Origin of the sequence: Hymenobacter sp. 15J16-1T3B, assembly GCF_020711235.1 — a bacterium.
Classification (GTDB): Bacteria; Bacteroidota; Bacteroidia; order Cytophagales; family Hymenobacteraceae; genus Solirubrum.
Window position 1 is genome coordinate 185,760 of the sequence record NZ_JAJFAV010000004.1, and the last position, 13,086, is coordinate 198,845.

The 13,086-nt window shown below is 58.4% G+C and carries 15 protein-coding genes; all 15 read left to right on the top strand.

The window, feature by feature from the left end; translation table 11 throughout:
- Nucleotides 1–9 precede the first annotated feature (9 nt).
- Nucleotides 10–1,464 (top strand): NrfD/PsrC family molybdoenzyme membrane anchor subunit, encoded by a 1,455-nt coding sequence (nrfD, locus tag LJ737_RS08810; protein WP_227764770.1) that lies wholly within the window; start codon nt 10–12, stop codon nt 1,462–1,464.
- Nucleotides 1,457–1,981, top strand: a complete 525-nt coding sequence (locus LJ737_RS08815; RefSeq protein ID WP_227764772.1) for a DUF3341 domain-containing protein — start codon at nt 1,457–1,459, stop codon at nt 1,979–1,981. Before nrfD ends, LJ737_RS08815 begins: the two co-directional genes overlap by 8 nt.
- Nucleotides 1,981–2,703 (top strand): c-type cytochrome, encoded by a 723-nt coding sequence (locus LJ737_RS08820; RefSeq protein ID WP_227764775.1) that lies wholly within the window; start codon nt 1,981–1,983, stop codon nt 2,701–2,703. The genes LJ737_RS08815 and LJ737_RS08820 overlap by 1 nt, the downstream gene beginning before the upstream one ends.
- A 110-nt stretch (nt 2,704–2,813) precedes the next feature.
- On the top strand, nt 2,814–4,037 hold the full coding sequence (locus LJ737_RS08825) for a quinol:cytochrome C oxidoreductase (protein ID WP_227764777.1): 1,224 nt from the start codon (nt 2,814–2,816) through the stop codon (nt 4,035–4,037).
- 43 nt (nt 4,038–4,080) lie between these two features.
- Nucleotides 4,081–5,154 (top strand): cytochrome c oxidase subunit II, encoded by a 1,074-nt coding sequence (locus LJ737_RS08830; RefSeq protein WP_227764779.1) that lies wholly within the window; start codon nt 4,081–4,083, stop codon nt 5,152–5,154.
- A gap of 23 nt (nt 5,155–5,177) precedes the next feature.
- Nucleotides 5,178–7,037, top strand: coding sequence for a cytochrome c oxidase subunit I (locus tag LJ737_RS08835; RefSeq protein WP_227764782.1), 1,860 nt, complete (start codon nt 5,178–5,180; stop codon nt 7,035–7,037).
- Nucleotides 7,038–7,055: 18 nt separating this feature from the next.
- The gene (locus tag LJ737_RS08840) at nt 7,056–8,228 is read left to right on the top strand and encodes a COX15/CtaA family protein (protein ID WP_227764784.1); all 1,173 of its coding nucleotides are present in this window, start codon (nt 7,056–7,058) and stop codon (nt 8,226–8,228) included.
- A 52-nt stretch (nt 8,229–8,280) separates the two neighbouring features.
- On the top strand, nt 8,281–9,144 hold the full coding sequence (gene cyoE, locus LJ737_RS08845; RefSeq protein ID WP_227764786.1) for a heme o synthase: 864 nt from the start codon (nt 8,281–8,283) through the stop codon (nt 9,142–9,144).
- A gap of 84 nt (nt 9,145–9,228) precedes the next feature.
- Nucleotides 9,229–9,816 (top strand): cytochrome c oxidase subunit 3, encoded by a 588-nt coding sequence (locus LJ737_RS08850; RefSeq protein WP_227764788.1) that lies wholly within the window; start codon nt 9,229–9,231, stop codon nt 9,814–9,816.
- A gap of 21 nt (nt 9,817–9,837) precedes the next feature.
- Entirely contained in the window at nt 9,838–10,605 is a 768-nt protein-coding gene (locus LJ737_RS08855) for a cytochrome c oxidase subunit 3 (protein ID WP_227764790.1), read from the top strand.
- Between the two features lie 91 nt (nt 10,606–10,696).
- The gene (locus LJ737_RS08860; protein ID WP_227764792.1) at nt 10,697–11,047 is read left to right on the top strand and encodes a cytochrome C oxidase subunit IV family protein; all 351 of its coding nucleotides are present in this window, start codon (nt 10,697–10,699) and stop codon (nt 11,045–11,047) included.
- 122 nt (nt 11,048–11,169) lie between these two features.
- On the top strand, nt 11,170–11,724 hold the full coding sequence (locus LJ737_RS08865; protein ID WP_227764794.1) for an SCO family protein: 555 nt from the start codon (nt 11,170–11,172) through the stop codon (nt 11,722–11,724).
- Nucleotides 11,711–12,274 carry a DUF420 domain-containing protein gene (locus LJ737_RS08870; protein ID WP_227764796.1) on the top strand — a complete coding sequence of 188 codons (564 nt, stop codon included), beginning with the start codon at nt 11,711–11,713 and terminating at the stop codon, nt 12,272–12,274. Before LJ737_RS08865 ends, LJ737_RS08870 begins: the two co-directional genes overlap by 14 nt.
- A gap of 66 nt (nt 12,275–12,340) precedes the next feature.
- Nucleotides 12,341–12,604 carry a hypothetical protein gene (locus LJ737_RS08875; RefSeq protein ID WP_227764798.1) on the top strand — a complete coding sequence of 88 codons (264 nt, stop codon included), beginning with the start codon at nt 12,341–12,343 and terminating at the stop codon, nt 12,602–12,604.
- The gene (locus tag LJ737_RS08880; RefSeq protein WP_227764799.1) at nt 12,594–13,007 is read left to right on the top strand and encodes a DUF983 domain-containing protein; all 414 of its coding nucleotides are present in this window, start codon (nt 12,594–12,596) and stop codon (nt 13,005–13,007) included. The genes LJ737_RS08875 and LJ737_RS08880 overlap by 11 nt, the downstream gene beginning before the upstream one ends.
- Nucleotides 13,008–13,086 lie beyond the last annotated feature (79 nt).

The following is a 13,086-nucleotide window of genomic DNA, read 5'->3' on the forward strand; positions in this document are numbered from 1 at the left end:
CCAACCAATATGCAGCACGTTTCGCCTGTACGCATACCGCTCGTAACCAGCGGTAAGACGTACCACGACGTCACCGAGGACGTGTGCCGCCAGGTAGAGGCCAAGCCGAACGTCCGCTGGATGGCCGCGCTGGCAGTTGCCCTGTTTTTCCTTGGTGTATTCCTCTACTCGGTATACCGCACCTTGTGGTACGGTATCGGGGAATGGGGTCTGAACAAAACCGTTGACTGGGCCTGGGACATCACCAACTTCGTGTGGTGGGTCGGTATCGGTCACGCCGGCACGCTGATTTCGGCGGTACTGCTGCTGTTCCGCCAAAAGTGGCGGACCTCCATCAACCGCGCGGCCGAGGCCATGACCATCTTTGCCGTCATCTGCGCGGCCATGTTCCCGGTGCTGCACATGGGCCGTCCCTGGCTCGCGTTCTGGGTACTGCCGCTGCAAAACACGTTCGGCTCGCTGTGGGTTAACTTCAATTCGCCGCTGCTCTGGGACGTATTCGCTATTTCGACCTACTTCTCCGTGTCGCTGGTGTTCTGGTACACGGGCCTGGTGCCCGACTTCGCTACCATCCGTGACCGCGCCAAAGGCCCCATCGCCCGCCGCGCCTACGCTCTGCTGAGCTTCGGCTGGAAGGGTGGTGCCAAGCATTGGTCGCGCTACGAAACGGTGTCGCTGATTCTGGCCGGCGTGTCGACCCCGCTGGTACTTTCGGTACACACCATCGTATCGATGGACTTCGCCACCTCGGTGGTGCCGGGCTGGCACACGACCATCTTCCCGCCCTACTTCGTGGCCGGCGCCATCTTCTCGGGCTTCGCCATGGTGCTCACCTTGATGCTCATCACCCGCGTGGTATTCAAGCTGGAAGACTACATCACGCTCGAGCACATCGCGCTGATGAACAAAATCATGATGATTACGGGCTCCATCGTGGGCGTGGCCTACATCACGGAGTTCTTCATTGCCTGGTACTCGCAGGTGGAGTTCGAGCAGTACGCCTTCATCAACCGCGCCACCGGCCCCTACTGGTGGGCGTACTGGTCGATGATGACCTGCAACGTGATTTCGCCCCAGCTGGTGTGGATCCGCCGCGTGCGCTACAGCATCCCGATGACCTTCGTGCTGTCCATCATCGTGAACATCGGCATGTGGTTCGAGCGCTTCGTGATTATCGTCACCTCGCTGCACCGCGACTACCTGCCCTCGTCCTGGGCCATGTTCTCGCCCTCCATCATCGACATCGGCATCTACGTGGGCACGCTGGGCCTGTTCTTCACCCTGTTCCTGCTCTTCGCCAAGTTCTTCCCGGTCATCAACATGGCCGAAGTGAAGTCCATCCTGAAATACGGGGTGGACAACGGTCCGACCTACGGCGGCCCCAACACGGGTGCCCAACAGTCGACCTACCGCCCCACCGGCGCTCCTGCCTCCGCCCCCGTAAACTACAACAAGCATGACTAAGCGTTACGCGCTCGGCATCTTCGAGGACGAAGACGTGCTCCTGCACGCCATTGAGAACGTCCGTGCTGCCGGCGTAAAAATCTACGACGTTTTCTCGCCCTACCCGGTGCACGGCATCGACGACGCCCTGGGTATCGAACGCTCCCGTCTGCCGATTGCCGCCTTCTTCTATGGGCTGTGCGGTCTGTCGTTTGCGCTGTGGATGCAGATTTACATGCTGGGTTTCGACTGGCCGATGATTATCGGTGGCAAGCCCCACATCGGTCTGCCCGCGTTCATTCCGGTTTCCTTCGAGCTGACGGTACTCTTCTGCTGCCACGGCATGGTGATTACCTTCTACACCATCAGCGGCCTCTATCCTCGCATGAAAGTGCCGGTGATGGATGTCCGGTCAACTGACGATAAGTTCGTCATGGCCATCGAGCTGAAGGAAGACGCCGACCTGGGCAATCTGACCCAGCTGCTCCGTGCCAACGGGGCTTCCGAAGTGAACGAGAAAGAAATGACCAAAGAATAATGACGCACTCCTTTAAATACGGCGTCCAGGCTTCGGCCATTCTGTTTGCTTCGGTGCTGACTACGGCCTGCAACGATGCCAACAACCCCGGTCTGGAATACGCGCCGCAGATGTACGAGTCGCTTCCGTACGACCCGTTGCGCCAAGTTGATGCTAACACGGTAAACCCGATGGGCATTAACGAGCGCACCCCGGCTGTGGGCACGGTGCCCCGCGGCAAGCTCAACTACTTCGACCATATTGGTAAGGATAGTGTGGGTATTGCCGAGCGTGTGCTGCGCAACCCCTTGCGCTACACCCAGGCCAACCTCGAAGAAGGCAAAGTTCTATACACCCGCAACTGCCAGCACTGCCACGGCGAGCAGGGCGACGGCCAAGGCCCAGTAGGGGTGAAGTTCAAAGGCGTGCCGAATTACTCGCAGGGCGCCTACGTGAACATGAACGAGGGCCACATCTACCACGTCATCCAGTGGGGCAAAGGCCGCATGATGCCGCACGGCTCGCAGGTCAACCCCGAGGAACGGTGGAAGATTGCCATGTACGTCCGCGTGCTGCAGAAGGGCAAAGGCCCGGACGGCATGAGCGAAATGGTACAATCGGAACTCGAACCTTCGGAGAAAACCAATCCTGAAAACACCGCTCCGCTCGGTCAGGCGCAAGCCGACAAGGCTTCGGAAACTCCGGGCCAGGGCGACCAGGCTCGTAACGGCTCGGCTCAGTAATTATGGCAGCAACGCATCATCATCATGAGCCGATTTCGGCAGAGTTCCTGGAGCTACCCGCTTCGGCTCGTCGTCGGTTCATCCTGTTCATCGTCGCCGGGGTCGTTCTGATGGCCATCGGTCTGATCATGGCCGCCATGAACATCGGCGGCCACCACGAAGTAGCCGGCGCGGCCCACGGGGCTGCTGAGCATGGCGCGGGTGCCGGGGCTTCGGCTCACGGCTCCGAGCACGCTCCGATTTGGCTGCGTCGCCTGTTTGCTTCGCTCTGGCAGAGCAACGTATTCTTCCTCGGCATCTCGGCCGTGGGCACGGTATTCGTCGCCATCCACACTGTAGCGTACGCGGGCTGGTCCATTATGGTCCGCCGCATTGCCGAAGCGTTCAGCGCTTGGATTCTGCCCGGTGGCATCATCATGCTCATCGTGTTCTTTGCCAGCGGCCACAACCTGTTTCATTGGCGCACTGAAGGCATTATGGAGCCGGGTCATCCGAACTACGACGCCATCATTGCCGGTAAAGCAGGCTTCCTGAACCTCGGGTTCTACGTAGCCCGCATGGTGGTTTTCATCGCCATCTGGTGGTTCTTCTCCAAGCGTTTGCGCGACCTGTCGCTGCAGGAAGACCAAATTGGTGGTACCGGTTTCTGGGACAAGAGCATCAACGTATCGGCGCTGTTCCTGGTGCTCTACGCCGTGTCGTCGTCGATGTCGGCTTGGGACTGGGTGATGTCGATTGACACGCACTGGTTCTCGACCATGTTCGGCTGGTACGTCTTCGCTTCGTGGTGGGTCTCGGGCATCGCCGGAATTCTGCTGACGGCCATTTACCTAAAGCAAGCTGGTTACCTGCGTTTCCTCAACGCCAACCACCTGCACGACCTGGGCAAGCTGATGTTCGGCTTCAGCATCTTCTGGACCTACGTGTGGTTCTCGCAGTTCATGCTGATTTGGTACGCCAACCTGCCGGAAGAAGCGGTGTATTTCAACCAGCGCCTCGGCGGCTTTGATGGTAAATACACCTGGCTGTTCTTCTTCAACCTGATCATCAACTTTGCCTTCCCCTTCCTGGTGCTGATGACCCGCGACGCCAAGCGTCAGATCATCATGCTCAAGATTGTGGCTACGGCGGTATTGATCGGCCACTGGCTGGACTTCTACATGATGATCATGCCCGGAACATTGCAGGGCGATAGTGGGTTTATCATTGAGATTGGCACGGGCCTCGTGTTCCTTGGTGGTTTCCTGCTGCTGATGACCAAGCGCCTCTCGCAAGCTTCGCTGGTACCGGTAAATCACCCCTTCGTAGAGGAGAGCGTGCATCACACCACGTAAGCCTCGCGCTGTTCGGACGACTGACTTTCACAACGTACAACTAATGATTGCTCTCGGTATCCTGCTGGCGCTGGTGCTTCTGCTGGTCGTTTTCGGCCTTCTGTTCCGGCTCCAGATTCTCACTTCCATTTTCTCGGGTAGCTACGTGCGCCAAGTTGGCCTCAGCAACCGGGTAAATGCCATTCTGATGTTGGTGTTCATGGTGGTTGGTATGGCAGCTTTTGCCTACTCCTTCATCGCCAACTTCGATAAGATGAACCCGCCAATTGCCTCGGTCCACGGCCTCCACACGGAGAAGCTGTTCTGGATTACGATGATTGTTATCGGCATCGTGTTCGTCCTGACTCAGGTAGCGCTGTTCGTGTACTCGTACAAGTATCAGTACCGCGAAGGCCGCCGCGCATTCTTCTACTCGCACAACAACAAAATCGAGGTTATCTGGACGGTAATTCCGGCCATCGTAATGTCGGGCTTGATCTTTGGCGGCTGGAAGGAATGGACCAACATCATGGGTCCGGCGCCGAAAGACTCGGTTGAGCTGGAAATTGTTGGCAAGCAGTTCAACTTCCTCGTGCGCTACCCTGGCCGCGACGGTAAGCTGGGCAAAACCAACTTCCGCCTGATCGACGCTACCAACGAAATCGGCTTCAACCTGAACGATCCTAACTCGCTCGACGACTTCACCGCCGGTGAGGTGCACGTTCCGAAAGGCGTGCCGGTGCTGCTGCACATCCGCTCGCGTGACGTGCTGCACGCTGTGTACTCGCCCCACTTCCGGGTGCAGATGTACGCCGTGCCGGGCATGCCTACCAAGTTCTGGTTTATCCCGACCAAGACGACCGACGAAATGAAGGCGCAGACGGGCAACCCGAACTTTAACTACGAAATTGCCTGTAACCAAATCTGCGGCCGTGGTCACTTCGCTATGAAGTCGACCATCATCGTAGATGAGCCGGACGACTACGTAGCTTGGTACGCCCAGCAGAAGCCGTTTGCTGAACAAAACCCCGACGTACTGGCCGCCTTCAAGAACAAGAAGACGCCGGTGATTGATGAGGTGCCAGCCGTGACCACGGCTGCGCCTGCTGCGACGGAAAAGGCTCAGGCCGCCCTCTAACGTAACTAAAGCACGCTTTTCTGATGGCTGCAACTAATATTCCGACTGGCGGCGCCCACGCGCAGGAGGCACCGCACGTGCAACACCACGCCGCCGGTGACCACCACGACGAGCACGAGCACCACGACCAGCACTGGTTGTTTAAGTACGTCTTCAGCCAGGACCACAAGTGGATTGCTAAGCAGTTCCTGATTTCAGGTATCATCTGGGCTTTCATTGGTGCTACGCTCTCGACGCTGTTCCGCATTCAGCTGGGCTGGCCCGACGCTCAACTCACGTGGCTGGAGCCCCTGCTCGGCCGCTGGGTAGAGGGTGGTAAGCTCAATCCCGAGTTCTACCTCGCCCTCGTGACTATGCACGGCACCATCATGGTGTTCTTCGTGCTGACCGCGGGCTTGTCGGGTACGTTCTCGAACTTCCTGATTCCGCTGCAAGTGGGTGCCCGCGACATGGCTTCGGGCTTCATGAACATGCTCTCGTTCTGGTTCTTCTTCCTGGCCGGGATTATCATGTTCGTCTCGCTGTTCCTCGAAACCGGCCCGGCTGCTGCCGGCTGGACGATTTACCCGCCGCTGTCGGCCCTGCCGCAAGCTATTCCGGGTTCGGGTGCTGGCCAAACGCTGTGGCTGGTATCGATGGCGCTGTTCATCGTGTCGCAGCTGCTGGGTGGTGTTAACTACATCACGACGGTAATCAACCTGCGGACGGCTGGCATGTCGATGGCCAAGCTACCGCTGACCATCTGGTCGTTCTTCCTGACGGCCATCCTGGGTCTGCTCTCTTTCCCGGTGCTGTTCTCGGCTGCTCTGCTGCTGATCTTCGACCGTTCGTTCGGTACCTCGTTCTTCCTGTCGGATATCTACATCGGCGGTGAGGCCCTAAACCACGTGGGTGGTTCGCCCATCCTGTTCCAGCACTTGTTCTGGTTCCTGGGTCACCCTGAGGTGTACATCGTAATCATGCCCGCCATGGGTATCGTATCCGAAGTACTGGCTACGAATGCCCGCAAGCCCATCTTCGGCTACCGCGCCATGATTGGCTCGCTGATTGGCATCTCGCTGCTCTCGTTCGTTGTGTGGGCTCACCACATGTTCGTAACGGGTATGAACCCCTTCCTCGGATCGGTGTTCATGTTCCTGACGCTGATTATCGCCGTGCCGTCGGCTGTGAAGACCTTTAACTGGCTGGCGACGCTGTGGCGCGGTAACATCCGCTTCACCACGGCTATGATGTTTGCCATCGGCTTCGTGTCGCTGTTCGTGTCGGGTGGTCTGACGGGTATCATCCTCGGCAACGCTGCGCTGGACATTCAGATGCACAACACCTACTTCGTGGTAGCTCACTTCCACTTGGTAATGGGTTCGTCGGCCTTCTTCGGTATGTTCGCCGGGGTGTACCACTGGTTCCCCAAGATGTTCGGCCGCATGATGGACGAAAAGCTGGGCTACGTACACTTCTGGCTGACCATCCTGGCTGCATACCTGGTGTTCCTGCCGATGCACTACGTTGGTATTGCCGGTTTCCCGCGTCGTTACTACGCTTACACTGCCTACGAGACGTTCAACCAGTTCGGTGACCTGAACACGTTCATTTCGATTGCCGCCATCATGGCGTTCTTCGCGCAGTTCATCTTCCTCTTCAACTTCGTGTACAGCATCTTCCGTGGCCGCCGCGCTACGGAAAACCCCTGGAACTCGAACACGCTGGAGTGGACGACGCCGGTGGAGCCCGGTCACGGCAACTGGCCCGGCGCTATTCCCGCCGTGTACCGCTGGCCCTACGACTACAGCAAGCCCGGCGCCCCCGAAGACTTCATTCCGCAGCACATTCCGTACTCGCAGACCGTTGCTTCGAACCTGCCGTACGAAAAGGAAATGGAATAGTCTTAGTTGACTAATCTCATGCAGAAGGAGACCCAAAAAAGGGTCTCCTTCTTCTTTTTCAACGGTTTCCGTCGGACCTTTGCGGCGCGAAACACTGTTGCTGTACTGATGGAAATTCCTGCTTTTGCCCGCCGCTTCCGCGCCACGGCGACGCTGACGGTAATGGCCGTGTACGTGCTCATCTTGGTCGGGGGCATAGTGCGCAGTACCGGTTCTGGTATGGGCTGCCCCGACTGGCCGAAATGCTTTGGGCAATGGGTACCGCCCACCGATATAAGCCAACTGCCGCCGAATTATAAGGAAGTGTACACGGCGCAGCGCGTGGCCAAGAACGAGCGGTTGGCCAAAACGCTCAGCAAGCTGGGCTTTGCAGAAGTAGCGGCTAACATTTTTGCGCACCCCACGCAGTACATCGAAACGGATTTCAACCCGACTAAAACTTGGATTGAATATCTAAACCGCCTGACTGGGGCCCTTATTGGCGTATTCATTTTCGCCACGGTGCTAGCGGCCTGGCCCTACCGCCGCCGCGACCCGGCCATCTTCTGGGTCGCAGTGCTCAGTTTCATCACGGTGGGCGTGCAAGGCTGGCTAGGTTCGTTGGTGGTATCAACCAATCTGCTGCCGGTGATGGTGACCATTCACATGGCGTTGGCGCTGGTTTTGGTGGCTTTGTTAATCTGGGCGTTGGTTCGAGCCGATAACCAGCCCCAGAATCTGGCGGCTGCTCAGCCGTTGGCCCCGAGCATGACGGTTGGCTTGGTTGGGTTGGTGCTGCTGACCTTCGTGCAAATTGTGGTGGGCACGCAGGTACGCGAGGATATCGACATGATTGCCTTCGGGCTGAATTACCTGCACCGCGAGCAGTGGATAGGGGAGCTAGGGGGGATGTTCACCGTACACCGCGTCTTCTCGGCGCTGCTGCTGCTGGTTAACCTCTATGTGACGCTTAAACTGTACCAGACGAACGTGGCGACCCTAAGCCGACTGGCTACGGCTACCATGGCTATTATCGCCTTGGAAATCTTGGCGGGGCTGCTGCTGGCTTATTTCGCCATGCCTGCCACCATGCAGCCGGTGCACCTTACGTTGGGCACGCTGCTCTTTGGAGCGCAATTTTTGCTGTTGGTGCGCTACCGGCAAGCGCTAAAAGCCAGCCGCACAGCCGCGTTTCCGGCCGTTGTTGCGTAACTTTGCGGCCCGATTTGGAGCCGAACGGCCGGCTTGTTTGTTTTTGCTGCTGATGACCAAGGCCAGGGCCTATTTCCAACTTCTCAAGTTCCGACTCTCGCTCACCGTGGCGTTTTCGGCGGGTATCGGCTATATGCTGGGCCAGCACGAGTTTGCCTGGCGTATTCACTGGGTTGGGGCTCTTTTGGTGATGCTAGGCGGCCTGCTCGTCACGGGCTCGGCCAATACCATCAACCAGATTTACGAAAAAGACCTGGACCGCCTGATGAAGCGCACGGCCAAGCGGCCGCTGCCGCAGGGTGTACTTTCCGTGCCGGAAGCGTGGGTGTTTGTGGTGGTAACCGGGCTAGCGGGTTTGCTGCTGCTGGGTTGGTACTTCAATCCGCTGACGGCCGCTATTTCGCTGGTGTCGCTGATTCTCTACGGCTTTATCTACACCCCGCTCAAGCGCATTTCGCCGATCTGCGTGGCCGTGGGGGCCATTCCAGGCGGACTGCCGCCCATGATTGGCTGGGTGGCCGCAACGGGGGTAATTACCCCGGAAGCTTGGATTCTGTTCGGCATCCAGTTTATGTGGCAATTCCCGCACTTCTGGGCTATTGCCTGGGTGCTCGACGAGGACTACCACAAAGCTGGCTTCAAGATGCTGCCGACTGAAGGTGGCCGGGACCTACGCACGGCATTTCAGATCATGACGTACACGCTGATTCTGATTCCCCTGAGTTTGCTGCCCTTCTACTTCGGCATGACCAACAACATCTACCCGATGGTGGCGGCAATCTGCGGCGTTTTGTTCTTGATGCAGACCTTTTACCTGATGCGCACTGTTAGCAAGAAAGCGGCTATGCGCATCATGTTCGGCTCTTTCCTGTACCTGCCCATCGTGCAAATAGCCCTGGTACTCGACAAAATGTAAATGGTAGTTCGGGAAAGGGTAGTCGACTTCAGGACGCGGCTACTGATCCGACTGCTGGCTTCTTGTAACTGACTGCTTCAACTTATGCATCCTTCTGAGTCGTTGAACAACAAGCAGGTGGCGCTGGGCGTGCACCCGCTGCGCTTCCTGCTCTGGCTGATGATCATCAGCATCACCATGATGTTTGCTGCTTTCACCAGCGCCTACATTGTGCGCCGGGGCGAGGGCAACTGGCTGGAATTTGACTTGCCCACCGGCCTGCTCATCAATACCGTCATCATTCTGCTGAGCAGCGTTACCATTCAGTGGGCGTGGTTCTCGGCCAAAAAAGACGAAATCGGCCGCGTGAAGACGCTGCTGATGGTAACCTTCGGCTTGGGACTCGCCTTCCTCGTGGGGCAGTACCAAGTGTGGGGCGAACTAATACAAAACAAGATTTTCTTCGGCGGGGCCGACAGCAATCCGGCGGGCTCGTTCGTATACGTGCTCACGGGTGTCCACGGCTTCCACTTGGTTACCGGCCTGATCTTCCTGACGATACTGTTGCTAAAGGCCTTCCGCTACCAAATCCACTCCCGCCAGATGATGGCCATGACCAATGGCACCATCTACTGGCACTTCCTCGGCGGGCTTTGGTTGTACTTGTATTTGTTCCTACTTTTGAACCACTGATTTCGCCTTTTTTCCGCTCTTATGGCCAACCCGACCACGACGCTGACGAACTCGGCGTCCTACGAAGCTCCGCGTAGCGGCACCTGGGACGGCGGTAACGAACCCTTCAAGGTCAGCTATGGTAAGCTGATGATGTGGTTCTTCCTGCTGTCGGATGCTTTCACGTTCGCAGCGTTCCTGACCACCTACGGCATGGTGCGTCACCGCCACCTTGCCTACACGGGCACTGCCGCCGACTTCAAATTCAGCTCTGCCTACTGGCCTATCCCTGAGAAGGTGTTCAATGCCTTCCCCGGCCTGCACGGCATGGACATCCCGCTGGCCTTCGTGGCCTTGATGACCATGATTCTCATCGTGTCGTCGGTGACGATGGTACTGGCCGTAGAGGCCGGCCACCGCATGGACAAGGACGACGTGCAGAAGTGGCTGCTGTGGACGCTGCTGTTCGGCGCCATGTTCCTGGGTTGCCAGGCATGGGAGTGGACGCACTTTATCACCGGTTCGGAGCACGGCCTGAAAATGGCGGACGGCTCGATGGTGTACGGGGCTAACCTGCAGGTAAACGAATACGGCCCGGTGCTCTTCGCCGACCTGTTCTTCTTCATCACTGGCTTCCACGGCACCCACGTATTCTCGGGTCTCTGCCTGCTGACGTACGCCTTCATTGCCACCACCAACGGCACCTTCCACAAGCGCGGCCACTACGAGATGATCGAGAAGATCGGTCTGTACTGGCACTTTGTAGACCTGGTGTGGGTGTTCGTTTTCACCTTCTTCTACCTGATCTAATCAAAGGCGAAGTTGCGAGCTTGTGAAATTGTGAATGGTCGCTTTGCTCTTCACTAATTCACAAGCTCGCAACTTCACTAGTTCTCCGCTCATGGCTCACCACGCTCCCGAACACGAGTACACCGCCGACGGCCACGCCGTGCACGGCAAAGCCAACGTTAAGCCGATCCTGAAGGCCCTGGCCTGGATTGTGGGCATCACTGCCTTCGAATTCCTGCTGGCCTTTACCATGCCGGCCAGCACGCTGCGCAACAGCATCTTCATCGTGCTGACCATCTTCAAGGCCTTCTTCATCGTGGCCGAGTTTATGCACCTGCGTCACGAAACCAAGGGCCTGATCTGGTCGATTCTGGTGCCGATGGCCCTGCTGGTCTGGCTGTTGGTGGCCCTGATTACCGAAGGCAGCGCCGTCGGCGAGGCTATTTTCGGCGCCGCTCACTAAAGATGAGGCCGCAACAGGTTCTGATCCTGGGCCTCCTGCTGCTTGCGCCCGTACTGGCTTTCCTATTCCTGTACGGGTTTGGTACCAACCATTTCGCGCTGCCCACTTACTATCCCGACCGTGTGGACTCCACGCAGGTAGGGGGGAAGTGGCAGCGCGATACGGTTTTTCACCGGGTAGGTGATTTTCGCCTGCAAACGCAGTCGGGCCAGTGGCTGACCCAGCGTGACCTCGACGGGGACGTGTACGTGGCCAGCTTTTTCTTCGCTACCTGCCCGCAGGTGTGCCCGCGCCTGAACACGCAGCTGCAGCGCGTGCAGGAGAAATACCGCAAGGAGCCGCGCGTGAAGCTGCTGTCCTACACCGTCGATCCGCAACACGATTCGGTGGCGGTGCTGGCGGAATACGCCAAGCAGTATGGAGCCATGCCTGATAAGTGGTTTTTCCTGACTGGGCCCAAGGACAGCATCAACCGCTTAGCTCAGCAGGAATACAAAGTCACGGCACCCGGCCCGGCGATGATTGCCGGCACGCCCGGCCTGGTGCACAGCCAGCGGCTGCTGCTGGTCGACCGGGACAAGCGCATCCGCGGCGTCTACGACGGGCTTGACCCGAAGGAAATCGACCGGCTGATGACCGAAATCCGCATTTTGCTTTACACCTATGACCACGAATAACGCGGGTCTGACCTCCGCCCCGGCCACACCACGGGGCTACAAAATCGGGATGCTGGCCCTGGGCTTGATCATTCCCGTGGCGGTAGCGGTGCTCTACTACTTCCCCAACGTGTTCCGCATCGAGGGGGCCGACGTGAGCTTTTTGCCGGCCGTCAACGCCGGGCTGAATTCGCTGACGGCCGTGATGCTGCTGCTCGGCTACTACTTCATCCGCCACAAGGACGTGGCCAAGCACCGCGCGGCCATGGGCACGGCCTTCGTACTGGGCGCCATCTTTCTGGTGTCGTACGTGGTGTACCACTCGCAAGCCGAAACCACCCGTTTCGGCGGGGAAGGGCTGATTCGGGGCATTTACTACTTCCTGCTGCTGACGCACATCGTGCTGGCGGCCGTGACGGTGGGGCTGGTGCTCTTCACGCTGTACTTCGCCCTGACCAACCAGTTTGCCCGGCACCGCCGGCTGGCGCGCTGGACGTTTCCGATCTGGCTGTACGTGTCGGTGACGGGCGTCATCGTGTACTTCATGATTGCGCCGTACTACGCGCATTGAGTTTTCGTAGAGCGTAAAGCCGCGCGGCGGCCGGAACTCTACCCACCCGAAGCTGTTGAGAGAGGTATGAAAAAGTCATTAATTGCGCTGCTGCCGTTGCTGTTTGCCCTACTGCTGGTGCTGAGCCCGCGCCCGAGCCTGGCCCAGTGCACACTCTGCAAAACCAACGTGGAAGCCTCGCGCACCGAGCAAGACGGCTACGACATTTCGGGCCTGAACAAGGGTATTCTGTACATGATGGCTGCGCCCTACATCATGGGCGGACTGGTCGGCTTCTTCTGGTACCGCAACGTGCGCCGCAAGCGGCAACAGACGGCGGATGCTCGCTAAGCCGGCAACCTCGTCGGCGGGGGTGGCGCTGCTGCGCCTGCGCTGCCCGCGGTGTCACCAAGGGCCGTTGTTCACGCACTCGGCACTCAGCCTGACCAAGTTCGACGAAATGCCCGAGAGCTGTCCGGTGTGCGGGCAGCACTACGAGCCCGAAACCGGCTTTTATTGGGGCGCCATGTACATCAGCTACGGCTTGGCGGTGGGCGTGGTAGTCGTAGCCGGGTTCCTAACGTATTTCCTCGGGCACGACCCGAGTACCTGGGTGTACGTGACCGTGGTGGCCGGCTGCATGGTGCTACTCACGCCACTGATGTTTCGGTATGCCCGCGCCCTGATGCTGTACCTGTTTGGCGGTATCCACTACGACCCGGCGGCTGCGGCTCGCCGTTCTGCTGCCGACTGATGATTCAAATGCCGCCCGCTGGCGGCATTTTTGCTTATTGCCGGGCCTACTCCTTGCTGCAGGCCTTTGACTTCTCCAC

Excerpts from the sequence above, each read along its gene's own strand:
- nrfD (WP_227764770.1), top strand. The coding sequence starts at position 10 with ATGCAGCACGTTTCGCCTGTACGCATACCGCTCGTAACCAGCGGTAAG.
- LJ737_RS08815 (WP_227764772.1), top strand. The coding sequence starts at position 1,457 with ATGACTAAGCGTTACGCGCTCGGCATCTTCGAGGACGAAGACGTGCTC.
- LJ737_RS08820 (WP_227764775.1), top strand. The coding sequence starts at position 1,981 with ATGACGCACTCCTTTAAATACGGCGTCCAGGCTTCGGCCATTCTGTTT.
- LJ737_RS08825 (WP_227764777.1), top strand. The coding sequence starts at position 2,814 with ATGGCCATCGGTCTGATCATGGCCGCCATGAACATCGGCGGCCACCAC.
- LJ737_RS08830 (WP_227764779.1), top strand. The coding sequence starts at position 4,081 with ATGATTGCTCTCGGTATCCTGCTGGCGCTGGTGCTTCTGCTGGTCGTT.
- LJ737_RS08835 (WP_227764782.1), top strand. The coding sequence starts at position 5,178 with ATGGCTGCAACTAATATTCCGACTGGCGGCGCCCACGCGCAGGAGGCA.
- LJ737_RS08840 (WP_227764784.1), top strand. The coding sequence starts at position 7,056 with ATGCAGAAGGAGACCCAAAAAAGGGTCTCCTTCTTCTTTTTCAACGGT.
- cyoE (WP_227764786.1), top strand. The coding sequence starts at position 8,281 with ATGACCAAGGCCAGGGCCTATTTCCAACTTCTCAAGTTCCGACTCTCG.
- LJ737_RS08850 (WP_227764788.1), top strand. The coding sequence starts at position 9,229 with ATGCATCCTTCTGAGTCGTTGAACAACAAGCAGGTGGCGCTGGGCGTG.
- LJ737_RS08855 (WP_227764790.1), top strand. The coding sequence starts at position 9,838 with ATGGCCAACCCGACCACGACGCTGACGAACTCGGCGTCCTACGAAGCT.
- LJ737_RS08860 (WP_227764792.1), top strand. The coding sequence starts at position 10,697 with ATGGCTCACCACGCTCCCGAACACGAGTACACCGCCGACGGCCACGCC.
- LJ737_RS08870 (WP_227764796.1), top strand. The coding sequence starts at position 11,711 with ATGACCACGAATAACGCGGGTCTGACCTCCGCCCCGGCCACACCACGG.
- LJ737_RS08875 (WP_227764798.1), top strand. The coding sequence starts at position 12,341 with ATGAAAAAGTCATTAATTGCGCTGCTGCCGTTGCTGTTTGCCCTACTG.
- LJ737_RS08880 (WP_227764799.1), top strand. The coding sequence starts at position 12,594 with ATGCTCGCTAAGCCGGCAACCTCGTCGGCGGGGGTGGCGCTGCTGCGC.